This is a genomic window from Rhizobium sp. NXC24, assembly GCF_002944315.1.
GTDB lineage: Bacteria > Pseudomonadota > Alphaproteobacteria > Rhizobiales > Rhizobiaceae > Rhizobium.
The window spans coordinates 853,533-878,536 of record NZ_CP024314.1; the positions used below are offsets into that span (position 1 = coordinate 853,533).

General features: G+C 60.4%; 19 protein-coding genes. 9 read left to right on the forward strand and 10 right to left on the reverse strand.

Annotation, left to right across the window (positions count from 1 at the left end; all coding sequences use genetic code 11):
- Nucleotides 1-8: 8 nt before the first annotated feature.
- The 8 genes from NXC24_RS28030 to NXC24_RS28070 form a co-directional block, all read right to left on the reverse strand.
- Nucleotides 9-488 (reverse strand): SRPBCC domain-containing protein, encoded by a 480-nt coding sequence (locus NXC24_RS28030; protein WP_104826647.1) that lies wholly within the window; start codon nucleotides 486-488, stop codon nucleotides 9-11.
- Nucleotides 485-814: a metalloregulator ArsR/SmtB family transcription factor gene (locus NXC24_RS28035; RefSeq protein WP_104826648.1), complete on the reverse strand. Its 330-nt coding sequence runs from the start codon at nucleotides 812-814 to the stop codon at nucleotides 485-487. Before NXC24_RS28035 ends, NXC24_RS28030 begins: the two co-directional genes overlap by 4 nt.
- A gap of 107 nt (nucleotides 815-921) precedes the next feature.
- Nucleotides 922-1,743: a methyltransferase, TIGR04325 family gene (locus NXC24_RS28040; protein ID WP_104826649.1), complete on the reverse strand. Its 822-nt coding sequence runs from the start codon at nucleotides 1,741-1,743 to the stop codon at nucleotides 922-924.
- Nucleotides 1,744-1,798: 55 nt separating this feature from the next.
- Entirely contained in the window at nucleotides 1,799-3,319 is a 1,521-nt protein-coding gene (locus NXC24_RS28045; protein ID WP_104827871.1) for an oligosaccharide flippase family protein, read from the reverse strand.
- 436 nt (nucleotides 3,320-3,755) lie between these two features.
- Entirely contained in the window at nucleotides 3,756-4,448 is a 693-nt protein-coding gene (locus NXC24_RS28050) for a sugar transferase (RefSeq protein ID WP_104826650.1), read from the reverse strand.
- A gap of 148 nt (nucleotides 4,449-4,596) precedes the next feature.
- Complete coding sequence (locus tag NXC24_RS28055) at nucleotides 4,597-5,883, reverse strand: glycosyltransferase family 4 protein (protein ID WP_104826651.1); 1,287 nt, start codon at nucleotides 5,881-5,883, stop codon at nucleotides 4,597-4,599.
- A gap of 4 nt (nucleotides 5,884-5,887) precedes the next feature.
- Complete coding sequence (locus tag NXC24_RS28065) at nucleotides 5,888-9,154, reverse strand: glycosyltransferase (RefSeq protein WP_245464181.1); 3,267 nt, start codon at nucleotides 9,152-9,154, stop codon at nucleotides 5,888-5,890.
- A 33-nt stretch (nucleotides 9,155-9,187) separates the two neighbouring features.
- Nucleotides 9,188-10,525, reverse strand: coding sequence for a polysaccharide biosynthesis/export family protein (locus NXC24_RS28070; RefSeq protein ID WP_104826652.1), 1,338 nt, complete (start codon nucleotides 10,523-10,525; stop codon nucleotides 9,188-9,190).
- 318 nt (nucleotides 10,526-10,843) lie between these two features.
- Here NXC24_RS28070 and NXC24_RS28075 point away from each other — a divergent pair, with 318 nt between their 5' ends.
- The 3 genes from NXC24_RS28075 (at nucleotide 10,844) to NXC24_RS28085 (ending at nucleotide 13,353) form a co-directional block, all read left to right on the forward strand.
- Nucleotides 10,844-12,073 (forward strand): glycosyltransferase, encoded by a 1,230-nt coding sequence (locus tag NXC24_RS28075; protein ID WP_104826653.1) that lies wholly within the window; start codon nucleotides 10,844-10,846, stop codon nucleotides 12,071-12,073.
- 69 nt (nucleotides 12,074-12,142) lie between these two features.
- Nucleotides 12,143-12,424: a type II toxin-antitoxin system RelB/DinJ family antitoxin gene (locus NXC24_RS28080; RefSeq protein WP_104826654.1), complete on the forward strand. Its 282-nt coding sequence runs from the start codon at nucleotides 12,143-12,145 to the stop codon at nucleotides 12,422-12,424.
- A gap of 77 nt (nucleotides 12,425-12,501) precedes the next feature.
- Nucleotides 12,502-13,353 (forward strand): PhnD/SsuA/transferrin family substrate-binding protein, encoded by an 852-nt coding sequence (locus tag NXC24_RS28085; protein WP_311319464.1) that lies wholly within the window; start codon nucleotides 12,502-12,504, stop codon nucleotides 13,351-13,353.
- Between the two features lie 16 nt (nucleotides 13,354-13,369).
- Here NXC24_RS28085 and NXC24_RS28090 read toward each other — a convergent pair whose 3' ends face one another.
- Complete coding sequence (locus NXC24_RS28090) at nucleotides 13,370-15,613, reverse strand: glycoside hydrolase family 2 TIM barrel-domain containing protein (RefSeq protein WP_104826656.1); 2,244 nt, start codon at nucleotides 15,611-15,613, stop codon at nucleotides 13,370-13,372.
- A 224-nt stretch (nucleotides 15,614-15,837) separates the two neighbouring features.
- Here NXC24_RS28090 and NXC24_RS28095 point away from each other — a divergent pair, with 224 nt between their 5' ends.
- Together NXC24_RS28095 and NXC24_RS28100 are read left to right on the forward strand one after the other, a co-directional pair.
- A complete protein-coding gene (locus tag NXC24_RS28095) occupies nucleotides 15,838-17,241 on the forward strand; it encodes a PLP-dependent aminotransferase family protein (protein ID WP_104826657.1) in 1,404 nt (467 codons plus the stop codon).
- A gap of 225 nt (nucleotides 17,242-17,466) precedes the next feature.
- Nucleotides 17,467-17,886 carry a DUF983 domain-containing protein gene (locus NXC24_RS28100; protein WP_104826658.1) on the forward strand — a complete coding sequence of 140 codons (420 nt, stop codon included), beginning with the start codon at nucleotides 17,467-17,469 and terminating at the stop codon, nucleotides 17,884-17,886.
- Between the two features lie 6 nt (nucleotides 17,887-17,892).
- Here the strand turns inward: NXC24_RS28100 and NXC24_RS28105 are convergent, their stop codons facing one another.
- Nucleotides 17,893-18,762: an AraC family transcriptional regulator gene (locus NXC24_RS28105; RefSeq protein ID WP_311319465.1), complete on the reverse strand. Its 870-nt coding sequence runs from the start codon at nucleotides 18,760-18,762 to the stop codon at nucleotides 17,893-17,895.
- 246 nt (nucleotides 18,763-19,008) lie between these two features.
- Here NXC24_RS28105 and NXC24_RS28110 point away from each other — a divergent pair, with 246 nt between their 5' ends.
- From NXC24_RS28110 to NXC24_RS28125, 4 genes are all read left to right on the forward strand, one after another.
- Nucleotides 19,009-20,475, forward strand: a complete 1,467-nt coding sequence (locus NXC24_RS28110; protein ID WP_104826660.1) for an alpha-glucosidase/alpha-galactosidase — start codon at nucleotides 19,009-19,011, stop codon at nucleotides 20,473-20,475.
- 137 nt (nucleotides 20,476-20,612) lie between these two features.
- Nucleotides 20,613-22,700, forward strand: a complete 2,088-nt coding sequence (locus NXC24_RS28115) for an ABC transporter substrate-binding protein (RefSeq protein WP_104826661.1) — start codon at nucleotides 20,613-20,615, stop codon at nucleotides 22,698-22,700.
- Between the two features lie 158 nt (nucleotides 22,701-22,858).
- The gene (locus NXC24_RS28120; protein ID WP_104826662.1) at nucleotides 22,859-23,869 is read left to right on the forward strand and encodes an ABC transporter permease; all 1,011 of its coding nucleotides are present in this window, start codon (nucleotides 22,859-22,861) and stop codon (nucleotides 23,867-23,869) included.
- A complete protein-coding gene (locus NXC24_RS28125) occupies nucleotides 23,869-24,999 on the forward strand; it encodes an ABC transporter permease (protein ID WP_104826663.1) in 1,131 nt (376 codons plus the stop codon). Before NXC24_RS28120 ends, NXC24_RS28125 begins: the two co-directional genes overlap by 1 nt.
- Nucleotides 25,000-25,004 lie beyond the last annotated feature (5 nt).

Here is a 25,004-nt window from a genome sequence, read left to right on the forward strand (position 1 = left end):
CTATTGCTTCAATGCGATGTTTGCGAAGACGCCTCTTCGGCGACCACCATGTCGAGCCTCTTGACCACCTTTTTCCAGCCTTCGCTCATGTTGCGGTAGGCGGTATCGTTCTTCGGAAGCACGAAGCCGGAATGGACGAGGCGCAGGCGCGTGCCCGCCTCGGCCTTGGAGAGGGTGAAGGTGACCACCGTGTCCAGTTTTGAGCCGTAACCATCATTGGCCGCATGGCCGCCCCTCCAGGCATAGGACAGCCGCTCATTCGGCACGACCTCCAGCACCTCGCAGTGAATGGTGCCGTCCCATTCGCCTGCGGGCGTGGTTTGAAAGGTGAAGTGGCAGCCGGCCACAGGCTCGAAACCCTTCGGCGCCATCAGCCAGCGGCTGATCAGTTCGCCGCTGGTCAAGGCCTTCCAGATGATCGCCGGCGCATGCGGGAAAACTTCTTCGGCCACAATGGCCTGCGTGTCTTTACTCACGGCTTGGTTCATGGGTCGATTTCCTTCAGCAGGTTTCTCAGATCGGCAAAGCGTTCGCGCCAGAAGACGCCATAGTGGCTCATCCAGTCGACCAGCGGCTCCAGGCCATCTGGCTGGGCACGATAATAGACGTTGCGACCCTCGGGGCGCTCGCAGACAAGGCCAGCCTGTTTCAAGGACTTGAGATGTTGGGAGATGGCGCCCTGCGTGACACTGCTGCCGCGGGTCAATTCGACCACGGTGATCTCGTCGGAATTGACGATGCGCTCGAACACGGCCCGCCGGGTGGGATCGGCAAGGGCGCGCATGACGGCAGTTATGGTGTCGGTTTCGATCATGAGAAATCAAATAGCAAGGACTAATCGATTAGTCAATACTATTTGATTTGATCCATGCACGAAGGGGCGGCTCTCGCCACCCCCTTGACTGCGTTCCGGGAATATCTCTAGCCGAGGCGGAAATAGAAGCCGGCGCTTTCGCTCCGTCCCAATTCCGGATGGGTGTCGATGAGGTGAGACAGAGATGGGATCGCCCAGCGGTCGACCTGCGTGTAACCGAGCTGTGTCAAATCGCCGAGGAAGGTGGCTTCGTCGCGCATCTGATAAGGCACATAGGCGCCGCTTATTCGTTCCAGCGTCACGACCGTGCCTCTCTTGTGGAGGGCGACCTTGTTGAGGATCACATGCCGGGGCAACGCCGGCAGGCGCTGCAGCAGGCTGGAGAGCGGCACATCCAGATATTGCATCAAGCCGGAGCCCAGGAAAAGCGGTATGCCGGCGGCTTCCTCGATGCGGTCGACGAAGGTGAGGCCGGTCAGACCATCGCGCTCCGCCAAGCGCCGTCCGGCGCGGGTGAAGGAGGGAAGATCGTAGACGACCCAACGGAAGGAGTCGTCGAACTGCAACAACGGCCGGAAAGCCCTGTATTTCGTTCCCATATGGCCGCCGGCGTCGATTACACCGTCAACCTCCTGCATCAGGTTGCGCATCCAGAACATCACCGGATAGTCCCATGGCAAGACCTGGCACATTTTGGAAAAGCCGACATTGGTGATTTCCTCGTGGTCGTAACCGGCCATCGGCATGGTCTTGGCGGCGGCAAAGGCAGCTTCGTAGGAACTGTAAGCTCCGGTAAATCGCCGCGGAAATGGCGATAGATACCGCAGGCGCCCGCCGGCCGCACGCAGCGGCGACAAAGACCGGCCAAGACTGCGGACCGTTTCGCCAAGGATCGAGCGCTTGTTCTCTGACAAAGATGCCGTCGCCATTGTCATGTCCTCAACTGGCCTCGAACGGCCTTTCTCGTTTTGAAAATTGTCAGGCCTATCGTCGGCCGACCGCAAAGATCGGGATCGGGATCCCTATCAATTTCTGAAGGATCGCAAGGGTGAGAACGTAGGTCGCTCCGCCGGACACCACTTGGATCGCCAATGTTGCCAGGTGCCGCAGCGCAGACGCTTCGGCGAGATAACCGAGCGAATAGACCGTTGCCGCCATGGCTGCGATGGCAACGGCAACGTAGGCGCAGTCGCTAATCACCCGCCTCCATGCGAGGCCGCCATAGTTGCGCTGCAGATGCATCGATACCACAAAGGAAATCAGCGATGCCAGGCATTGGCTACCAGCCGCCGCCTCGACGCCGAAGGGCGCGAAGAGAACGATCAGGCCGACCGAGATAGCGCCGTTGAGCAACAGCGCGGCAGGCATATGCCTGATATTGCCGGACAGAGAAAGCAGCGGCTCGGTGACATAGCCGGGCGTCAGCAGCACCTGCTTGACCGAGAGGATCGTCACGAGGATCGCTGCCGGCGCCCATTTGTCGCCGAGCACCACGTCGATCAAGCTGGATGAAATCAGCGACAGCCCGAGATAGATCGGCGCCGAGATCGCCATCAGAAGGGTCATGAAGGTGGTCGCGGCGGGACCGACATCGCGGGATGTTTTGCCGTTGGCATCGATCTTGACGGTCGCCCGGCGGAACAACGTCCAGGCGAGCATGCGCGCCGGCTCGCCGATGAGTTCGGAGAAGGCGGCGATGATCCGTTCGGCAACGCGATAATAACCGGCTTCCGCGAGACCGAGAAAGCTGCCGATCGCCAGTGTGCCCGAATAGGAGCGCAGGAAGATGATCAGCCGGTTTGCCAGAATATGACGCGAGAACTCGAGGATTTCGCGCGCGAACGGAAAGGTGAGGCGTGGTTTGGGATACCAACGTGCGACGATGGCAGAGGCGAATACGCCGACGAGCAGTGTCGCAAGCCTTCCCGCCACGAGGGAGAAGACGTTCCAACCTATCCACAGGCCGAGCATAGTCACGCCCAGCCCGGTAAGCTCGGATGCGATACGGATTGCCGCCTGTTTGCGCAACTGCCCCCTCGCGACCAGCAGTCCGTCATAGACGACTGAAAGCGAGGAGGGCAGGAACCAGCAACTGAAGAGGCAGAGCAGCATGCCTTCCCAGGGCTGATGGAAGACAAACCAGACGACCGCGGCAATCGAGAGGCCGACGATCGTTATCAGGATTCCGGAGATGACCGAGATCGTGCCGACCTGGTCGAGCTCGTCCCGCGTGCACTCCGTTTTCATGATGAACTCGCCCCAGCCGCCCTCGGCAACAACGACGAGCAGGATCACGATGGCGGAGCTATAGGCGTAGAGGCCGAATTCGGCAGACTCCAGCACACGCGCTGCGACGAGGAAAACGACGAGCTGCACGACCTGGGAGACGATCTTCGAAACCAAGGTCGAAGCACCGTCGCCGATGACGGACGGCAAGCGCAGGCGAAGCCATCGCGGCAAACCGAATCGGCCGGAAGATGGAGGGGGAAGGGGCATCCCGTCCATCAGCGCACCGCCTGCGTCGGAGAAAAGAAAGGCAAAACCCCTCCGTTTTTCCACCGCTGACTCATCGCGGCCCCATAATATTGTGTGGGTTTCTTTAAGAAAAACCAGATTTTCTTAAGATAAATCATGTAACGTTCCCATTCGGAACACAATCTTGCGCCAAGGGGAACGCTCCAAAAACTAAGCAAACTGGCGTTGAACGGCCTAACGTTACGTAAGTTGCGACCTGGGCCTGAGAAGATGTTTTTGGTTGGTGTTCGCCCAACAGAGGGTTTTTCGTAAACTGTCATGAGACAACATGCAGAACAGGTTATGAAGGACGTCGATCCCGATCGCACGGCAGCCGGGCGCCGGCGCTTTCCGCGCCGGAAATTCGTGCTCCGTTGGCTGCTGATACTGTTTTGTCTCGCGGTCTGGGCTGCGGTCGCCATCTTCTTCATTTGGTGAGTCGTTCCTTTTCATTGCGGGCAAGCAGCACGACGCCGACGGTCTTCCAGAGAATGGCGACGTCCGTCCAGAATGAGCATGCATGGTAGTAGTCGACATCGAACTGTACCCGCTCCTCATAGGAGGTGTCGGCGCAGCGGTTGACCTGCCATAGGCCGGTGATGCCGGGCTGTAGTGCCAGGTAGCAGTACAATTGCGATCCGTAGCGCTCAAGTTCCGCGGCCACCACCGGGCGTGGCCCGACCAAGCTCATCTCGCCACGCAGCACGTTGAGAAGCTGCGGCAGTTCATCGGCGCTGCTCATGCGCAGATATTTGCCGAGCCAGTGGACGCGCGGATCGTTCATCAGCTTCTGCGTGGCCAGCCATTCCCTCTTCCGTTCCGGCTCCCGCTCCAGCAACTCAGCCAGGCGCTTGTCTGCATCCTTGCGCATGGAACGGAACTTCAGGCATTGGAACGGGCGGCCCTCTCGGCCGACGCGGGTATGGCGGTAGATGATGGGGCGGCCATCGACCAATAGCAGCGCGATGGCGATTACAAGAAGCGCCGGGGCGAGAAACAGCAGGCCTACGGCCGAAAGCAGTATATCGACGCTACGCTTGGCGCGGCTGCGCCTTGCTGTCTGTTTCAAATCACGAAGCGGTTGCTCATCATGAGCATAGCCATCAAAAGCCGACAGCATCTCTTGAACCTCTCGACATTGCCGAACCGTTTCACAAAGCTGCCAGTTGCCCTCAAGCTTGACAATTGACCCTGCGGGTATTGCCCTAGTCCCATTGACGTAAAGCCGGGAAAGCACGGCTAGGTCGGCAGGTAATTCGTCTACTCAACTAACCGATTGGTGATTGTCCAGCAGCTTCCGGATAGTCCTCGGCGAGGGCAGCGGAGGCGGCCGTGCGCTCGAGAATGCGGTCGTAGAGGGTGATCAGTGCGTCCCGCCAGGAGGCCGGTGTATGGGCAAGACCACTGGACCGGCGCATGCAGTTGACGCTCATCAGGCGGATCAACATGTTATCGCCTGCAAGGCGGCGCATCGCGCCGGCAAGCGTTTCTACCTTGCCGCTTTGAAAGGTCAGTCCACAGCCGAGCTCGGCAATTTCGTCGCCGAGAAGCGCCGCGTCTGGAAGGATGACCGGAATACCGCTGGTCACCGCTTCCAGCGCGGCGAGCCCGAAAGGCTCCGGAACGCGCGAGGAAACGACGAGTGCTCGGGCATTGCCGATGATGTCGCGCATCTCCTCCTTGGATTTCCAGCCGTGAATGACCACCTCCGGATAGTCGCGCTCCAGCAGCGCGCGGCCCGCGCCGTCGCCGATGATGTGGAGACTTATGCCGGCAAGCCGCGCCGCCATGGCGGCATCCTCGAATCCTTTTTCCGGTTCGAGCCGACCGACGAAAAAGAAATCGCGTTTCTTCCATGGCTGCATCGGCTGCTTCAGAAAGGGTTCGACCGGATTGCGGATGATCTCGATATTGTCTGTTTCGATACCGCTACGGTCGAAATAGTCGCGCATGCGCTGGTGCACGATGACGATATTGGCCGGCGTTTGATGAGTGGGGTAAAAGTGCTCCCGCAGCACATGCCGCGCCGATCGCCAGACCTTCTCGTGATAACCGCGCTTGTCGCACTGCGTCGTCAGGCATTGCATCGACATCGGCGTGAGGCGGCACACATCGTTTTTTCGATAGTTCGCAAAGCCGCCGTTCGGGCAGGATAGGAAATAGTCATGGGCGTGCAGCACGACCCGCTCGCGCACCGGCCACAGCGCCCGAAAGATCGACGGCGAAAGGATCTTCGACCAGCCATGTACATGGTAGATCGTAGCTGGCGTGTCCTTTCGGGTGATGAGATCCTGCAGCGCAGTATAGGCGCTCTTGCTGTATAGTCCGCTGGCGAGGGCGTTCATCCGGCCTTGCTGGGTCAGTGGCAGGCCATCGAGATTGATGGTGTCCAACGCCGGCGGATTGTCGCCGGCGGTGTCGCCGGCGAAATAGGTGACTGGAATTCCAGCGTGTTGCAATAGATCGGCAGAAAGGATCGCCAGATTCGATGCTCCGCCAACTTTGACGGAGCGATCGTTGATGATGACGACCCGATCGGGACGGGGTGGCCTCACGAGATTACTCCAGCGCTTCGACGTTTTGCGGCGCAAGCCTGCCCTTCAGCAGATCGAGACAGGCCATCGCATTGCCCTTCAGCCGTCCCTTGCGGTCGACCCACGGCTCGGGCCGCCAGGCTTTGACGAGGTTGGCGGCTAGGTTGCGGCCGATCTGGATGGACGCGTGACGGACGCTCATGGTTCGCTTGCGCATGAGATAGACGGGATTGGCGATTTGCGAATAACCGAGCCGGACGCCGGCCGAGCGGCCGACCTTCGTGCCGAGATGCACGCCTTCCAACTGCTTGGCGCTGACCACTTGGCCGTAGCGGGCGACGATCCGGCTGAAATCGACATCCTCGAGCCAGCCATAGAAGGGCAGGTTCTCGTCGAAGCGCAGATTGCCGGCTTTGATGATCGTGGTGCGGACCGCCATGTTGCAACCATAGGCGTTGTAGACCGGCTGGAACTGGGCCGTCGGATCCGACCGCCGCCGGCTCTTCGATTCCACCATTCGCAGCCCGTCGCGAACGGAGATGCCGGGGCCGGTGATCCCGTCTGCAAGCACCGTGCCGGTGCACATGACGATGTCCGGATGGAATTGGAACAGCCGTTCCGTCTCCTCGAGGTAGTTCGGCGTCATCAGGAAATCATCATCGACGAAGAGGACGACGTCCGAATCGGGAATGTTGTCGAGGATCCGGTTGCGCTGGCGGCAGAGTCCCCGTTCGGAAATCAGCACGCGCACCGGAAAATCGAGATCGCGCAGGCAGCTCGGATCGATGTCCTCCGGCGAGGCGAGGCAGACGACCACTTCGTCCGGCTTGCGCGTCTGGCGCGCCATATGCGGAAGGATCGAGGACAGGATGTCCCGCCGGCCGGCACTGGCGATGCCGACGACCAGCTTGAGCGGGCGGCCAGCCGGACGGCCTTCGAGCCGCTTGGCGGAAAAGCGGGTTTCGCGCGGCTGCGGCTTGCGCCACCAGTGATGGCGCTCGGCATGCCGGCGCTTTTCGCTGCTGCGGTTGGCGATGATGCCGAGGATATTGATCGGCGTCGTACCAAAGCTTGCAAGCGCGTCGGACAGCCGCTCCACCGTCATCTTGTTGGTATGGCCGACAACGACGACGATGCCTTCGAGATAGGAGCAGATGACGCGTGTATCGGCGGAGTCTTCGAAGGCCGACATGTCGACGATGACCACCTTGTAGCGCCGGCGCAGCAGATCGATTTCCGCCTTGAGCGCCGGCAGATGGCCATAGCGCTGGAATGCGGCAACGGATTTCTCCGTCTCGTCGACCGTGACGACGGGAATGCCGCTGCCATAGGGCTGCGACGACAGCCTGTCGATCTCCGGATCATGATCGATCGTTGCGATGGACAAGCCGTTTTCATGTGCGACTGAATAACGCCGCGGCACTTCGTTCATGCGCAGCAGATCCATGCCGAAATCCGCGCCCGATTCCATTGCCACGCCGCTGAGGCGGGCATTGAGGAAATCGGCGTCGACCAGCACCACGGATGTGCCCTCGTTCTGATAGAGCTGAGCGAGATTGGTCGCGATCGTCGTCTTGCCTTCGCCTGTGCCGACCGAAGTGATACCAATCACCATCGGCGCATTCGGCTGGAAGGCGGAGTCGACCGAATGTTTTACGCCACGCAAGGCTTCGGAAAATTGCGAGTAGGGTGTATCGAGCACGGATCTCAGCGGTGACATGGTTCGTCGCCACGTCGAGCCACCGCCTACGATATGGCCGGGCACGAAGGACGGGCCGGCATAGACAGGCACATGGCCGAGCGAGGTGATGCCGAGTTCGCGCCGCAGCTTTTCGCTGGAGCTGACGCGCCGGTCCATGCCGTCACGCAGCAGCGCCATCCCAAGTCCCAAGGCAAGGCCGAGCATGGCGGAGAAAGGAATGACGATCGAGGATTTCGGCCAGTTCTTCGTCAGCGGCACGGCGGCAGCCGTCACGATGCGGGCATTGCCGAGCGGGAAGGATTCCTTCTGCAGCGCGCCGATCAATTGCTGCAGGATGCTTTCATACATGCGGCGATAGGTCGTTGCGCGGCTCTCCATTTCGGAAAGTTCGACACGCGCCAGGTTCTTGTCGGTACCGGTTTCCGTCAGCGCGGCCAGCTCGTCGTTGAGCAGCTTCTCCCGGGTTTGGGCTACTTCCAGATTGGAGCGATAGACCGCTTGGATGCGGGAAAACTCCCTCTGCATCTCGCTTTTCAGCCGATTGATCTCGTCCTGCGCAGCCGCGATTGCCGGGTTGCCGGCATCATACCGGCTGGTCAGGTTGTTGAGCTTGGTCGTTGCAGTGCTCAGATCTTCCTGCAGTTTCTGTATGCGCGGATTGTTGATCGTCTCGTCGACATCGCCCTCGACCTTCTCGCCGGCCATAAGCCGGGTGAGCGTCGCAAGCTTGGCGGATTCTGCGGCCGTCTGTGCCCGGGCTGCCAGCGCCTGGCTACTGATTTCGGACAATTGCTGCTGATCGAGCGAGGAGGAGGCGCTGATTTCCATGATGCCGTTCTTGGCACGGAACTCTTCGACGCTCATTGCGGCCTCGCGGGCCTGCCGCCCGACCTCGATCAGCCGCGTCTCCAACCATTTCGCGCCGCTTTGTGCGGCGGAGGCGCGCTCGGTCAGCCCCGTGCGGATATAGGCGGCGGCGATCGCGTTCGCCGCCAGTGCCGCCTTACGCGGATCGGTGGAACTATAGCCGATTTCCAGAATGTAGGATTGGCCGACACGGTTGACCGAGACCCTGGAGAGAAACGAGGCCATAGTGCGGCGCATCAGATCGTCTTGGGTCGGGACAGGCTTTACTTCTTCGTCGTGGCTGTGGGTGAAATAGGCGCTGATGCTATGCAGTTTGTCACGCAGGGCTCCCTGCCACGACATGCCCCCGACGATCTCGGGGTCTTCACTGAGATTGAGCTTCTCGATCACCGCGCGGGCGATGGCCTCCGATTTGACGATCTCAACCTGGCTGGCGATTTCCGCAGCCTCGATGATGACCGTGCCGCTGAAGGCGTCCTGGGACGCAATGCGGCCTTGTTCCGGATCCATCACCAGGCGGGTTGTAGCCTGATAGATCGGCTGGGTGGTCATCACGTAGTATGAGCCGATGCCGAGCCCCATCGCGGTAAAGGTGATGAAGATCAGCACATGACGCTGCATGAACCGCCAAATATCGCGAAAGGAAATATATTCGCTTCCGTTTGATCGCTTGGCCTCGGATTGAGCTCCGGGTACGCTTTTACCAATCTCGTGAACTGCCATGATACTTCCGCCCGACCTTGCTTTTGATGGTGGTTATTGGGATTGCGTGGGATCGATCGAGGACAGCACCGTGCCGTCCAGGCTGCCGGAAACGTTGTAGCGAACATCCAGCACATCGCCCGGCTGCACCTCCGTCGTTTCTTGCACCTCGGTTGTGGTGCCTGCATCGCCGCCGCGCGTGATCCAATATTCGAGCGGCTGGAGATCGATCGCCTTCATGCTCTGGGAGCGAGACAGCGAAGCGCCGGCGATCTGCAGCAGTTGCAGCGTCGTGTTGCGCTTCAGCTTGGTGTCTTCGATTTCGGTTTCGGTCGCCTGCAATTGCTGTCCGACCTCGGTCTTGCGCTGCCCTTTGAGGTTCAGCGCATCGCGTTGGGTCTCGCTGAGCTTTTGCTTGGCCTGCATCGAGGCGACGACGAGATCGAGCTTGCCGCTCTGCATGTCAGCGACGACGCGTTCCAGGGAGGTCTTGCGCGAGGTGGTGAGGATCTTCGTGTCGACCAGCTTGGAAATGTCCTGCAATTCGTCCTGGGCGATCTTCACCTGCTCGTCCTGGGATGTCATTTTCTCGTCGAGAATGTCGATCTCGTTGCGCAGCAAGGTTTCGAGCTCGGCGGCAGCTTGAAGCTGTTGGCGCATCGCCTCGGCCCTGGCATTGAAGACATCGATTTCGCTGGTCATGATCTGCTTGATGGCCGAGCCTTCGGGCGCCGCCTTGATTTCCATCGGAAAATCGATGGTCGTCTGGTCATTCAGCTCAGCCATCAACCGGGCGCGCCGAGCGCCGAGCTGCTTCAATTGCAGCTCCATCCGGTTAATCTCGCCGGCATAGCTGATCTGCTGCGCATTGTTATATTCGCCGGTCGGACTGGTGCGGCGCTCGCGGCCGCCGGCCATAGCAACGGCCTGCTTGACTGTCAGCCCCGGCCGGAATTCCAGCTCGCTCGGCTTCTCGACTGAACCGGTGACGTAGATCATCGGATATTTCACCACTTCGACGGACGCCGTCGGAGCGGTGGCAAGCCCGGTGATCTGCTTCAGCCGATCGCCGATTTCTGCGGAGACACCTACAGTGGTCTTATCGAGGACCGTCATCTCGCCGATCATCGGGATGGAGATCGTTCCGGATTGCGAAACGACATATTCGCCGTTCAGCGCCGTCCATTCCTTATATTCGCCGGTCGCGGCGACCCATTCGACGATCGCTACCTTCATCCGCGTCTGAGGCTTGATGTGATAGACATCGTCCGATGCGGCACTCGCTTTGTCGATAAAGGCGGTTCCCGAAAGTGCCAGGGCGAGGAACAGGCCGAGGATGGTGCCCGGCGTCTTCCGGCGGGCTTGTGCGTGAAGAGCAGAAATTGTCAACATGAGGCGCGATCTCGTTTTCGTGTCGGTCGCGCCACCGCCAACCCTGCCGCAGCGCTATGGACTGAGATCATCCCTTGAACGCTTTTCGAGTAAATCCCCTGCCGTAGGGTTACGGCTAATCCCTTCTGAGGAAGGAATGGGTGGGGCTCAGCGTTCGGGTAACAGCGAATATAACATTGAGTTTAAACTGTTTTTGGCCGCCTAGACCTTTTGGTCATGACCTTCCACCATTTGGATGCGATGGAGGACCGATGTGGGTTCTGTCGCATTGCCCGCCGCCCGCACAATGATGTCTCGATCAACGGCGGAGGAAGAAGGATGCGGGTAGCCATCGTTCATTATTGGCTGGTGTCGATGCGGGGCGGCGAGAAAGTGGTCGAAGCGCTCTGCGACATGTATCCGGACGCCGATATCTTCACGCTCGTCTATGATGAGAGCCGCGTCTCCGAAAAGATCAGGAGACACAAGGTCACGACATCGTTCCTGCAGCGCATCCCCGGCGCCATCAAAGGCTATCAGTCACTGCTGCCACTGATGCCCTTCGCACTGGAGAGCTTCGATCTCAGCGGTTACGATCTGATCATCTCCAGCGAATCAGGCCCGGCAAAGGGCATTATCCCGCCGCCGCAAGCAACGCACGTCTGCTACTGCCACTCGCCGATGCGCTACCTCTGGGACCACTATCATTTCTATCGCTCCAATGCCGGCCTTGCCTCGCGGCTGATGTTGCCGGTGCTGGCGCCGCTGTTGCGGACCTGGGACGTCAACACCAGCTTGCGCGTCGATCGCTTCATCGCCAACTCCCACCATGTCAGCGCCCGCATCGGCAAATATTACCGTCGCCCAGCAACCGTGCTCTACCCGCCGGTCTCGGTGGACGATTTCATCCCGGCGGCGGCAACGGAGGACTTCTACCTCTGCGCCGGCCAGCTCATTCCCTACAAGCGGATCGACCTCGCTGTCCGGGCTTTTACCAAGATGAACCGCAATCTGGTCATCATCGGCGAGGGCAAGGAAATGGAGAAACTCAAACGTTTGGCCGGACCGACCATTACCTTCCTCGGCCGTGCGCCGTTCTCGGTGCTGAAGGAGAAGTTGGCTCGCTGCCGCGCACTGATTTTCCCGGGCGAAGAGGATTTCGGCATCGTTCCGGTCGAGGCCATGGCCAGCGGCCGTCCCGTCATCGCCTTTGGCAGCGGCGGCGCGCTGGAAACGGTCGTTCCAGGCCTCAGCGGTATATTGTTCGGGGAGCAATCCGTGGAAGCAGTGGTGGACGCGGTGCATGATTTCGAAGATCACGAGGATGCTTTCCGTCCGGACGTGCTGCGCGCGCATGCGGCTCAATTCAGCCTTCGCAATTTCACGACAGGCATGCAGGCGATAATCGATGAGGAATTGCTGGCACGTAAACCGGTTCTGCCACGCAACGACCGGAGCACCGCTGCCATCCAACGCCTGTTCGAGGGACAGTTCCCAGCGCCGGCAGCGGAAACGCCGCAACGCGTCGCCACGACCGACCCGGTGACGGTGCACGCGCCGACTTTTTGATTTATATTCGGCCACTGGAAGATGTCATTCGAAATGCATGACATTGTTCCTCAGCCGAGGGAGGCTGAAATGGCATCGGATGTAATGGTCCAGACTCAAATCGACGCTGAAATCAAAGAACGCGCAGCGGCCGTTCTCGAGACCATGGGATTAACGGTCTCGGATGCCATCCGCATCCTGCTGACCCGTACGGCGAATGAGGGCGCCCTGCCACTCGAACTCGTCAGCAACAGCGCTGTCCACGATGCATGGCTGCGCGCGAAAGTTCTGCAGGCGCTCGAGGATGCCAGACCCGATGTCGATGATGCCGATGAGGAAAGGCATTTTTCCCCAGGGCGAAGGCACGCTTGACGTGCCCGACTATTGAAGGCGGACGCCTCGACGAAGCAAATGCACTTTCCGGGATGCGCCAGCATTCGGAGCGGTGTATGGGATCAGCAAGTCCTGCCGATCTCTTGAGATATCCCGTTATGCGCCTCAGCAACATTGCCATGTATACCGGTCAGCCGCCGCTTGTTGCCGCGACGGACGCTCTCTGGGCCTATATCGGCGACCGGCTGCGAAAAGCGGGCGTGGCGGATGTCCCCGAGACATTGGAGAAGGGCATCACGCATGACGAGGCCTGGGTGCAGCCTGGGCTGCTGCTGGCGCAGACTTGCGGCTTTCCCTATGTCAAATACCTGCGAGGCAGGGTCCAGCTTGTGGCGACGCCGGTCTATGACCTGCCGGGTTGCGATGGCCCGTCGATGCGCAGCTTCATCATTGTTCGCAAGGACTCGGCAATAGAGGCGCTTGCCGATCTTCGCGGACTGACCGCCGCCATCAACGATCCCGGCAGCAATTCCGGCTCCAATCTCTTCCGTGCGGCCATCGCGCCGCTCGCTAAAGGCAGCAGCTTCTTCGGTCGCGTCATCGAAACCGGCGGGCATCTGCGCAGTATCGATGCCGTGACCGACGGCAGAGCTGATGTCGCAGCGATTGACTGCGTCACCTTCGGCAATGCCAACCGCTTTGATCCCCACCGTGTCGCCGGTGTCCGCATTCTGGCGGAAACGGTCAGCGGGCCGGGCTTGCCGTTCATCACCGGCATGGAAACTTCGGCGGAAGAACTGACGCTGCTGCGCCAAATTCTCTCCGGCATCGCAAGCGAGCCCACGCTTGCGGATGTCCGCGATACCTTGTCGTTGCGGCGCTTTGAGGTGCTTGGCGATGCCGATTATGAGGCGTTGGCCGAGCTGGAGCGGCAGGCGATCACGTTGGGCTATCCCGTCATCGCCTGAGCCTGCTTTTAGGTCGTCACTTCGCCGCCAGCGTGACCGTTCGCGTCGCAAAGCGCGAGGATGAAACTTCGACGATGATTGCCCCCGCTTCGCCCGTCGACTGGAGCCAGAAGCCGGTGGTACCGCCCTGGAAGGCTATCGTCTGCGGGCCGATGACCTCAGCAGGGCCGGTGACCTTTATCGTCGCGACATCGTTAAGGAAGGGCAGGCGGGAGCCTGCCTGGTCAAGAGCACGGACGATGATACGCGTCGTGTCGCGATCGCCGGCGCGAAGCGTCAGGCTGTCCGCCTTCACCTCGAGCGTCGTCGGAAGGGGATTGGCGACCATGTGCAGCGTTGCCACCGCCTTGCCACCAATAAACCCGGTAAAATGCGCGTCCTCCCATTCCATGCCCCAGACGCCCAATTCGTCCTTCGTGAAATGGCGATGGTCGAAGACGACGGGCGGGTGCGGTAGATGCGGGAAATTCTCCCGGTCCGGGCCGATACGCTTGACGAGCGAGCCGTAGCGCAGCTCGATTTCATCGCAATTGGTGAGCACGATTAGCGGCAGCACGCCGCCAATGTTGCGCTCACCGCGCGCCCATTGGGTCACGGGCTTCATAACGACCTCGTCGGAAGGCTCGCACTGGCTGATATAGGCGTAGGCCGCGAATTTCGGCTCGCGGAACATGTCCATGACGCCGTGATAGCAGATGCGGTCGCCGGAGCCGAAATCGCTATGGGTATTGTAGTCGAACATGCACCAGCCGATGGCGCCTGATATCGACGGGTCGCCATAGGCCGCATTCAGCACTTCCAGATGCCGGCGCACATGCTCGGCCTGCCGTTGTTCCTGATCGTAGATCTTCGTTGGGTACATGTGGCCGCCGAATTCGGTGATCAGATAGGGCACATTCTTAGAGAGGCCGGTATTCTCCTGCTGCGATCTGAGAGGCGTGCGCGGGCGGTTGGCGCCCGGCAGCTCCTCGTTGCCGAGAATGAAGTCGTTCATCGTATAGACGTCTTCGAGCAACTCGCTCTCGGTGATGTAGCGCACGCCGCCGGTCTGGCGCGTCGGATCGAGTTCGCGGGCAAGCCTGTTGGTCTCGACGTAAAAATCATGGGAATCCTGCGATTCGTTGATGCGCACGCCCCAGATGATGATCGAGGGATGGTTCCAGTCGCGTTCGATCATGCGGCGGACGTTTCGGATCGATTCCTGTTTCCACTCTTCGCCGCCAATATGCTGCCAACCGGGGATTTCCTCGAAGACCAGTAGGCCGATGCGGTCGCAATGATCGAGGAACCAGGTCGATTGCGGATAATGCGATGTGCGCACCACGTTGCACTTCAACGTGTGCTTCATGATCTCGGCGTCACGCTCCTGCGCGGAGCGGCCCATGGCATAGCCGGCATAGGGGAAGGCCTGGTGACGGTTGAGACCGCGCAGCTTCAGCTTGCGGCCATTCAGCAGAAAACCTTCGGCGGTGAACTCGGCAGTGCGGAAGCCGAAATTTACCGCGCACCGATCTGATCCATGGTTGGTTTTCAGCTCGGCATCAATCGTATAGAGCACGGGATTGTCGAGTTCCCACAGCGAGATGCCGGTCAGATTGTCGAAGGCGAAGGTAACGCTGCCGCCCGAGATCTCGGCGACTGCCGAGGCCAGCACCGTGCCATCCGCTGCGCAGAGGCGGGTTTCCATCGCGCCGTTGAAGGCGAGGCCCTGCGGATTGGCGATGTCGCAGCGAACGGTCGCGGATTTTGCAGCGGCAAGCACATTGCCGGTCTCGACCTTGATGTTGGCGATCGAGACGGGCGCTGCCACCTTCAGCCAGACATCGCGGTAGATACCGGCATAGGTGAGATAGTCAATACGGCCGCCGAAGGGCGGGATTTCCGGGTTCTCGCTGCCGTCGATCTTGACGGTGAGGAGATTGTCGCCCTCCCGCAGGCGGCCAGTCAGCCGCGCTTCGAAGGGTGTGTAGCCGTCCTTGTGAGCGATGATCTCCTCGCCATTGAGATAGACGACCGCATCGGCCATGGCGGCATCGAACACCAGCGACATTTCGCGCCCGGCGAAATCGGCGCTCCAGGGCAGGATCTTCTGGTAGGTGAAGGCGCGCTGATAGGATTTCTCGTCGAAATAGTTGAATGGCAGCTCAACCGCAGTGTGCGGCAAGGTGACGGGCTGTCCTGCCTGAAGATGGCCAACTTCGGCAAGCGAAAAACCTTCCTGAAAACTCCAGGATTCATTGAAAGCGACAACAGAGCGCATGTTCATTCCTATCGATGGAGCCCGTCGCAGCCTGGACGAACGCGTATTGCTTGGAAAAGGCGCGGTTGCGATGCGAAGCATGGTCGCAGCCGGGCGATATCTATACAGGCCTGTCGCGATGGTGCAACGAAATCGGATCCCGGATCGGCATTTCCCGGTGGTCACCCTCTTGCTCGCGGCGCAAAAACCATACAATATGCATACATTCCTTTGGAGATACCGATATGAGCGATGATCAGGCAGCGCCCTTCTGGGCACCCTCTATCAGCAGGGTGGCCGGGCCGGTCTATCTGGCGATCGCCGATGCCTTGCAGGCCGACATCCGCGCCGGCCGCTTGGCGATCGGTGCGCGCCTGCCACCGCAGCGCGCGCTAGCCGAGGCGCTCGGCATCGATTTCACCACCGTCACCCGCGCCTACGCCGAAGCGCGCAAACGGGGTTTGGTGGAAGGCCGGGTCGGGCAGGGGACCTATGTCAGCCAGGGCCGGGCAGCGCCGCCACGCCAAAAATCCATTCCCAGCGGGCTGGTCGATATGAGCATGAACCTGCCGCCGCGCTTCGATGACGAAGCCCTGACGGAGCGGATGTGGCAGGGGATCAGCGGGCTGGAATTCAGCGATGGGCTGGACCTGCTGCTGCGCTACCAACAGCCAGGCGGCGCCGTCCGGGACCGCGCGGCCGGAGCGGAATGGCTCTCAGGCCGGCTGCCCGGTATCGGGCCGGAACGTATTCTCGTGTGCCCCGGCGCTCAGGGCGCGATACTCGCCATCACCCGCACGCTGACGGCCCCTGGCGACACAGTCTGCGCTGAGGCGCTGACCTATCCGGGCTTCCTCTCCGTGGCGGCGCATTTGCGGCTTAATGTTGCTGCTATAGAAACCGACGATAAAGGTCTGATTCCAGAAGCTTTTGAGGAGTTCTGCCTCAGTAGGCGCCCAAAGGCGCTTTATTGCAATCCCACCATCAACAACCCGACGACGATCACGTTGCCGCTGTCGCGGCGCAAGGCCATTCTCGACATCGCCGCCCGTTACGATGTCGCTGTTATCGAGGACGATGCCTATGGCGCGCTGCCGATACAGCCGGTCGCGCCGCTGGCGGCGCTTGCGCCGGAGCGGGTCTATCACATCGCCGGCCTCGCCAAGTGTCTGTCGCCCGCGCTGCGCATCGCCTATCTCGCTGTGCCGGATCTGCGCGCGGCAACCAAGCTTGCCGGCATCATCCGCGCGACCGCCGCCATGGCTTCGCCGCTTTCCGCCGCGATCGCCAGCCGCTGGATCGAAGACGGTACGGCCGAGGCTGTGCTGGCGGCGATCCGCCAGGAGACGAAGGCACGGCAGGCGATTGCGGCGGAATTGCTGCCTGCCGCCAATCTGCTTGTCGATCCGGAAGGCTTCCATGCCTGGCTGCGGCTGCCGTCCGAATGGTCGCGCGGCGAATTCACGGCGCGACTGCGCTCTGCCGGCATTGGCGTCGTCGCGAGCGATGCCTTTGCCCTTGGTCCGGCGCCGGAAGCGGTCCGCCTTGGGCTCGGCGTTGCGGAAGATCGCGACCATCTTCGCCAGAGCCTCGGCATTGTCGCCGATCTGCTGGCAGAGACACCGGCCGCTTCGGCGATCGTCATCTGATCGGACAAATTGCCGCGCCCGCATGAGATACTTGAACAATATACATACAATAATTGACAATGTATGCATGTTGTGCCATACATCTTCCAACAGGACGGCAGGCGGCTTGAAGGTCGCCCACAGTGCCGTCCGGCTTCGGGACGATCCGCATGGGGCGCTTCGCCCGCGAGGCTCTCGGGCAATGCGCTCCAGAGCGAATGCCCGGTTCTTGGAAGGGACAAAACAATGTCATCCGAAGATTCATGGCCGCCGCTTCCCCCGCTCCAGACCGGTTTGCGCAACCGCTGCCCGCGCTGCGGGCAAGGTCATCTGTTCAAAGGTTTCCTGACGCTCCGGCCGTCCTGCGAGGTCTGCGGCCTCGACTATTCCTTTGCCGATCCGGCCGATGGTCCGGCCTTCTTCGTCATCTGCTTCGCTTGCATCCCAAGCGTCGCGCTTGCCGTCTGGCTCGAAGTCGCCTTCCAGGCTCCCTATTGGGTGCATGCCTTCACGACGCTGCCGTTCATGCTGCTCACCTGCATCCCGCCGCTGCGTCCGTTGAAGGGCTGGCTGGTGGCGAGCCAATATTTCTACAAGGCGGAAGAAGGAAAGCTGGTGCGGCTGGAAACGCCTGGTAACGACGACCTGCATCCGCATTCCGCATAGGCGGAGCTATCTTGTCCGCGCATTCTTGATGTCCTCTCCTGGGCTCCGCACTGCCGCGTACATGCCGGTGGTGCGGAATTCCGTAGGGTTGATGCCGTAGGTGCGCCGGAAAGCTTTCGAGAAATAATTGGCATCGTCGAAGCCAGACATGATCGCGACTTCCTTGACCGGAATGAACGCTGCCTTGGTCAGGAGCTTGGCGGCCCTCTGCATGCGTTGCTGCAGGACGAATTCCGCCGGCGGCAAACCCTCGCTGTCGGCAAAGACACGCGAGAAATGGGCGCGGCTGAGGCCGCTGACCCTGGCAAGGTCGCTGACCGGCAAGGGCTTGTCGAGATTGGCGTCGATATAGTCGATCACCGTCTGCATGGCGGATCGATCGGCGGCGATGGCATGCGAACCAAAGACATCGTCATAGAGCGCCATCGCGGCTTCATAGGCCACCGCCGAGGCAGAGGCTGGCGTCGTGGCGCCCCTTACGAGCCGGAGGCTGCAATCGGCAAGATGATCGATCGTCGACTGCTGCAGTTTCAGGAGCGGCCCGGCGGCGGTGAGGATCAGGCGATGAATACGCAGCGCCTCCTCGCCATTCATCGATATCCAGAAATATTCCCACCGCTCACCTTTTTCCAACCAGTAACGATGGTTGTGCGGCACAAGCACCAACAGCGTGTCACCGGGGCCGACACGGTAGTTGCGGTTTTCATAGCGCAGCCGGCCGCTGCCGCCGATCGTGTGCTGCAGCACCGTAAATGGCGTCTGGCCGCGCCTGCGTCCATCCCAATCGTAAAGCTCGTTGTCCCTTATTTCGTAGCCCGCGCTGGTCGGCATGGCGTGCAGCCGGTGGCGTCCACGCGGCAATGAGACGGTCCGCATGGTCTGGCCGTTGGCGATCAAATCTTGCAGCACAAAATTACCCTTGAAAGCATAATAGTTCTCTGGTCGGCCCGACGATTATAGGCATAATTCCTCTCAGAAAACAGCATGCACCTGCCGATGAGGACCGGCAGAAGGAGGAGAAGGTGCTGATTTTACTGTGTCGCGCTGTCTCTGCGATCATAGAATGAAAACACCAGCCTCTTCTCCGCTGCTGATTGTTCGACCGACTTTAAGGTGAGGATCATGAGTTTCAAAATCGCCATCATCGGCGCAGGCAGCGTCGGCTTCACGAAAAAACTGTTCACCGACATTCTCTGCGTGCCGGAGTTCCGGGATGTCGAATTCGCGCTGACCGATGTCAGCGAGCACAATCTTACGATGATCAAGGCGATCCTCGACAAGATCGTCGAGGCGAACAAGTTGCCGACGCGGGTGACGGCCACGACAGAACGGCGCAAGGCTCTCGATGGCGCGCGCTACGTCATCAGTTGCGTGCGCGTCGGTGGGCTGGAAGCCTATGCCGAAGATATCCGCATCCCCCTGAAATACGGTATCGACCAATGCGTCGGCGACACGATCTGCGCCGGCGGCATTCTCTACGGCCAGCGCAACATTCCCGTCATTCTCGACTTCTGCAAGGATATTCGCGAAGTCGCTGAAACAGGCGCGAAGTTCCTGAACTATGCCAACCCGATGGCGATGAACACCTGGGCGGCGATCGAATACGGCAAGGTCGATACGATTGGTCTCTGCCATGGCGTCCAGCACGGGGCCGAGCAGATCGCCGAAGTTCTCGGGGCCAAGGACAAGTCGGAACTCGACTATATCTGCTCGGGCATCAATCACCAGACTTGGTTCGTCGACCTGCGTCTCAACGGCCGCAAGATCGGCAAGGACGAGCTGATTGCCGCTTTCGAGGCGCATCCGGTCTATTCGCAGCAGGAGAAATTGCGCATCGATGTGCTGAAGCGCTTCGGCGTCTATTCCACCGAAAGCAACGGGCATCTTTCGGAATACCTGCCCTGGTATCGCAAGCGGCCGGACGAGATCAACAAGTGGATCGACATGTCCGACTGGATCCACGGCGAGACGGGCGGCTATCTCCGCCATTCGACGGAGACCCGCAACTGGTTCGAGACGGAGTTCCCGCAGATCCTCGAGAGCGCCTCGAAGCCGATCGACCCCGCCAAGCGCTCGAACGAGCATGCAAGCCATATTCTCGAAGCGCTGGAGACCAACCGCGTCTATCGCGGCCACTTCAACGTCAAGAATAATGGCGTCATCACCAATCTGCCTGCAGACGCCATCATCGAATCGCCCGGCTTCGTCGATCGCTTCGGCATCAACATGGTGGCAGGCATCACGCTGCCCGAAGCCTGCGCCGCGACCTGCATTTCCTCGATCAATGTTCAGCGTATGTCGGTTCATGCGGCCGTCAGCGGCGATCTCGACCTGCTGAAACTCGCGGTTCTGCACGATCCGCTGGTCGGCGCCGTATCGACACCGGAAGAGGTCTGGCAGATGGTGGACGAAATGATTGTGGCCGAAGCTCGCTGGTTGCCGCAATATGCGGATGCAGTCGAAGGCGCCAAGGACCGCCTGTCGCGCGGCAAGGTGAAAACCCGCGACTGGAAGGGTGCGGCCAGCCGCAACGTACGCTCGATCGAGGAGCTGAGAGCGGAAAAAGCAGCCGTGAAGCAGGCTGGCTAGCGAATGGACATTCGGGACAGGTTGGCTGCGGCGGGACTTTCAGGAGGAGGCCCGTCGCGCAAAGCCAACCGGTTCCCGTTCGATGGAGGAGTGCGGCGCACCCGCGGGGCGCTCGCGACAATGGGAGAGAGAAAACGATGAGACATTTTCGACCGATCAGCATTCTTGCGGCGTTGACGATTGCCACATCCGCGATCGCCATGAGCGCCTACGCGTCCGAACCGACGGTGCCGCCCGTACCGCCAGTTTTCCCGGCCGAAGGCAAGATCAAATATGTGGCACGCGATTCCATCCTGGAGTTCAAGACGCTGCCGGAATATCACGAGCCGGACTGGGTTACCGAGAAATTCGTCAAGACCGGCAAGTTGCCGCCGGTCAAGGATCGCCTGCCGAAGGAACCGCTCGTTTTCAAGACCGGCAACATGCCTGACGGCACCGGCGTCTATGGCGATACGCTGCGCCATGTCATCGGCGGCCGGCCGGAAGGCTGGAACTATGGCGCCGGCCAGACGCAAGGGTGGGGCGGCATCGATATCGGCCTCTCCGAGTGCCTGACGCGCACCGCGCCGCTGTTCCAGGTCGAGGCGAAGGACACCGAACCGCTGCCGAACCTTGCCAAGGGCTGGGAATGGTCGCCGGACGGCCACAAGCTCACCATGCACCTGATCGAAGGTGCGAAATGGTCCGACGGCGTGCCCTTCAATGCCGACGACATCATGTTCTATTGGGAAGACGAAGTCATCGATCCGAACGTCTCGCCGCTCGGTGGCGGCGCATCGCCGGAAGCTTTCGGCGAGGGCACGACCCTCAAGAAGATCGATGATTACACCATCGAGTGGACCTTCAAGGATGCCTTCCCGAAACAATATCTCTACACGATGGCCTATCCCAATTTCTGCCCAGGCCCATCGCACATCCTGAAGCCGCAGCATCCGAAATATTCGAAGAACACCTACGACCAGTTCAAGAATGCTTTCCCACCGGAATATATGAACATTCCGGTCATGGGCGCCTGGGTGCCGGTCGAGTATCGATCCGATGACATTATCGTCCTGCGCCGCAATCCCTATTACTGGAAGGTCGACGAGAAGGGTAATCAACTGCCTTACCTCAACGAGCTGCACTATAAGCTTTCGACTTGGGCGGACCGCGACGTGCAGGCGGTGGCCGGCTCCGGCGACCTCTCCAATCTGGAGCAGCCGGAAAACTTCGTCGCTTCGCTGAAGCGCGCTGCCCAGCCGGACGCTCCCGCGCGTCTCGCCTTCGGACCGCGCCTCATCGGCTATAACCTGCAGATGAACTTCTCCGCCAATGGCTGGGGCAACCCGGACCCACGCGGCCAGGCAATCCGCGAGCTGAACCGCAACGAGGATTTCCGCAAGGCCGTGACCATGGCGCTCGACCGCAAGGCGATCGGTGACTCCCTGGTCAAGGGGCCGTTCACGGCGATCTATCCGGGCGGCCTTTCTTCGGGCACCAGCTTCTATGATCGCAACTCGACCGTCTATTATCCCTTCGATCTGAAGGGTGCCAAGGAACTGCTTGCCAAGGCGGGCCTCAAGGACACGGATGGTGACGGCATCGTCAACTTCCCGGCCGGCACCGCCGGCGGTAAGGATGTCGAGATCACGCTCTTGGTCAACAATGACTACACCACGGACAAGAGCCTTGCCGAGGGCGTCGTGGCCCAGATGGAAAAGCTCGGGCTTCGCGTGATCATCAATGCACTCGACGGACCGAAGCGCGACGACGCCAACTATAGCGGCCGCTTCGACTGGATGGTCCGGCGTAACACCACGGAGCTGGCCTCCGTCGTGCAGAACACCGAACAGCTCGCCCCGGTCGGCCCGCGCACGAGCTGGAACCACCGCGCGCCCGAAAGTGGCCAGTTGGACCTGATGCCTTTCGAAAAGGAGATGGTCGATGTTGTCAATAAGTTCACGACCTCGCAGAATAGCGACGAGCGTGTGGCCCTGATGAAGCAGTACCAGAAAGTCTCGACCGAGCATCTCTACAATATCGGTCTGACGGAATATCCGGGCGCGCTCATCATCAACAAGCGCTTCTCGAACGTTCCTCCGGGCACGCCGATCTTCATGTTCAACTGGGCAGAAGACTCCATCATTCGCGAGCGCATGTGGGTCGCGGCCGACAAGCAAGGCAAATACGAGTTGTTCCCGCAGCAGCTTCCGGGTGCGCCGGGCAGCGCTGGCCCGATCAACTAACGGAGCAACGGTAGCCGGCCCCACGGGCCGGCTACCCGCTAACCAAGCAAAAATTCCGGCTGCATCGCGGTGCAGCCGGGCAAGGGTGAACCCAGCCGGTCCGTGCTATCCTCAGAGGATGCAGACCACCGGCGGCAAGAAGAGAAGCGAACCGTCCCATGTTGCGATTCCTGCTCGTGCGCATAGCCTCTGCCATACCTGTGCTCGTCATTCTGAGCGTGGTGACTTTTGCCATCATCCAGGCGCCGCCTGGGGACTATGCAGATTTCATCCGTTCGCAGTTGATGAACCAGGGCGGCGCGTCCTTCGCCCAGGCTGATGAGCAAGCGCAAATCTACCGTCGCGAACACGGCCTCGATAAGCCGCTGGTCGTGCAATACTTCAACTGGATCGGCGGCATCGTCACCAAGGGTGATTTCGGCTACAGCATGTTCTACAACAAGCCGGTCGCGGATGTCGTCGGCGAACGCTTGCCGCGCACCCTGGCGCTCGCGCTTGTTTGCCATCTCTTCGCTTCCGTTCTCGGCATCGGCTTCGGCATATGGGCCGCTACCAGGCAATATAGCTGGATCGACAGCCTGCTTTCCGGCATCTCATTTCTCGGCATGACGGTGCCGCGCTTCCTGATGGCGCTGATCATCGTTTATATCCTCGTCTTTCAGCTCAACGTCTCGGAAATCGGCAGCTTCTATTCGCCGCAATATGGCGGCGCGCCGTGGTCCTGGGCTAAGTTCGTCGATCTGGTCAAGCATGTCTGGCCGGTCGTGGCGATCGCCACTTTCGGGGGGCTCGCCTACAACATGCGTGTCATGCGCGGCAATCTGCTCGACACGCTGAATGCGCAATATGTCGAGACCGCGCGTGCGAAAGGACTCTCCGGCGGCGCCGTCGTCATGCGCCATGCGGTGCCGAACGCCTTGCATCCGCTCGTCATGTATCAGGGTGTCGTGCTGCCTTATATGCTGACCGGCGAGATCGAAACCGCCATTATTTTCGCGCTGCCGACCGTAGGGCCGGCGATCGTCGGCTCGATGGCGGTCGGCGATGTCTACGTCACCGCCACCTTCATGATGGTGCTGTCGGCGACGCTGATCATCGGCAACATCATTGCCGATATGCTGCTCGCCTTGCTCGATCCCCGCGTTCGCCAACAGGGAGGGATCCACTGATGCTCGCCTTCAGTACATCCGCGCCACCGCTCGATGACAACAAGATCAAATCGAAAAGCGGCAATGAGAGCTACATCGCGCTTGTCTGGCGACGCCTGAAGCGCTCCTGGACAGGCATGGGCGGCCTCATCCTCGTCATCCTCTTGCTGCTGATGTCGCTCTTTGCCGAATTCGTCGCCCCAGACGATCCCAAGGCTACCGACACCGGCTTTGCACCGCCGCAGGTGATCAGCTTCCACGACAAGGACGGTAATTTCTTCTTCCAGCCGCGCGTCTATGCGCTGGCCGAAACCGACGAGCTCGATCCGGTCACCTTTCAGCCGGTGGTCGGGCCAGACTACAACAACCCGCGTCTGCTCGGCTTTTTCGTCAAGGGCGCGCCCTATAACCTGTTTGGCCTGATCCCCGGCAATCGCCACCTCTTCGGCTCGGTCGACGGCCAGCCCGTGCATTTCCTCGGCACCGACAAGTTCGGCCGCGACGTGCTCTCCCGCGCCATCTACGGCTCGCGCATCTCGCTGATGATTGCACTGACAGTCGTCTTCATTGTCACGATCGTCGGCACCACCGTCGGCATGGTCTCAGGCTATTTCGGCGGTACGCTTGATACCTGGATCCAGCGCTTCGTCGAGCTGGTGCTCGCCTTTCCGCAATTGCCGCTTTATCTGGCGCTGACCTCGTTGATCCCCGTGACGGCGCCGACCAATGTCTTCCTCGCCTTCGTCATCATCGTCATGTCGGCGCTCGGCTGGGCGCAGATGTCGCGCGAGGTGCGCGGCAAGACCTTGGCCTTGGCGCGGATCGATTATGTGCGCGCCGCCATGGCGGTAGGGGCGACGGACTGGCGCATCATCCTGCAGCACATTTTCCCGAACGTGATGAGCCATGTCATTGTCACTGTGACGCTGGCAATTCCGAGCGTCGTGCTGCTCGAATCCTTCCTTGGCTTCCTTGGTTTCGCGGTCAAGCCGCCGCTGATTTCCTGGGGGCTGATGCTGCAGGATACGTCCACCTATTCGGTCATCGGCTCTTATCCCTGGATCCTCTCGCCCGTCGCCTTCGTGCTCGTCACCGTCTTTGCATTCAATGCGCTTGGCGACGGTCTGCGCGACGCCATCGATCCCTATTGAGAGGA

Coding starts and splice junctions, on each gene's coding strand:
- NXC24_RS28030 (WP_104826647.1), bottom strand. CDS start 488: ATGAACCAAGCCGTGAGTAAAGACACGCAGGCCATTGTGGCCGAAGAA.
- NXC24_RS28035 (WP_104826648.1), bottom strand. CDS start 814: ATGATCGAAACCGACACCATAACTGCCGTCATGCGCGCCCTTGCCGAT.
- NXC24_RS28040 (WP_104826649.1), bottom strand. CDS start 1,743: ATGGCGACGGCATCTTTGTCAGAGAACAAGCGCTCGATCCTTGGCGAA.
- NXC24_RS28045 (WP_104827871.1), bottom strand. CDS start 3,319: ATGGACGGGATGCCCCTTCCCCCTCCATCTTCCGGCCGATTCGGTTTG.
- NXC24_RS28050 (WP_104826650.1), bottom strand. CDS start 4,448: ATGCTGTCGGCTTTTGATGGCTATGCTCATGATGAGCAACCGCTTCGT.
- NXC24_RS28065 (WP_245464181.1), bottom strand. CDS start 9,154: ATGGCAGTTCACGAGATTGGTAAAAGCGTACCCGGAGCTCAATCCGAG.
- NXC24_RS28070 (WP_104826652.1), bottom strand. CDS start 10,525: ATGTTGACAATTTCTGCTCTTCACGCACAAGCCCGCCGGAAGACGCCG.
- NXC24_RS28075 (WP_104826653.1), top strand. CDS start 10,844: ATGCGGGTAGCCATCGTTCATTATTGGCTGGTGTCGATGCGGGGCGGC.
- NXC24_RS28080 (WP_104826654.1), top strand. CDS start 12,143: ATGGCATCGGATGTAATGGTCCAGACTCAAATCGACGCTGAAATCAAA.
- NXC24_RS28085 (WP_311319464.1), top strand. CDS start 12,502: ATGGGATCAGCAAGTCCTGCCGATCTCTTGAGATATCCCGTTATGCGC.
- NXC24_RS28090 (WP_104826656.1), bottom strand. CDS start 15,613: ATGCGCTCTGTTGTCGCTTTCAATGAATCCTGGAGTTTTCAGGAAGGT.
- NXC24_RS28095 (WP_104826657.1), top strand. CDS start 15,838: ATGAGCGATGATCAGGCAGCGCCCTTCTGGGCACCCTCTATCAGCAGG.
- NXC24_RS28100 (WP_104826658.1), top strand. CDS start 17,467: ATGTCATCCGAAGATTCATGGCCGCCGCTTCCCCCGCTCCAGACCGGT.
- NXC24_RS28105 (WP_311319465.1), bottom strand. CDS start 18,762: ATGCGGACCGTCTCATTGCCGCGTGGACGCCACCGGCTGCACGCCATG.
- NXC24_RS28110 (WP_104826660.1), top strand. CDS start 19,009: ATGAGTTTCAAAATCGCCATCATCGGCGCAGGCAGCGTCGGCTTCACG.
- NXC24_RS28115 (WP_104826661.1), top strand. CDS start 20,613: ATGAGACATTTTCGACCGATCAGCATTCTTGCGGCGTTGACGATTGCC.
- NXC24_RS28120 (WP_104826662.1), top strand. CDS start 22,859: ATGTTGCGATTCCTGCTCGTGCGCATAGCCTCTGCCATACCTGTGCTC.
- NXC24_RS28125 (WP_104826663.1), top strand. CDS start 23,869: ATGCTCGCCTTCAGTACATCCGCGCCACCGCTCGATGACAACAAGATC.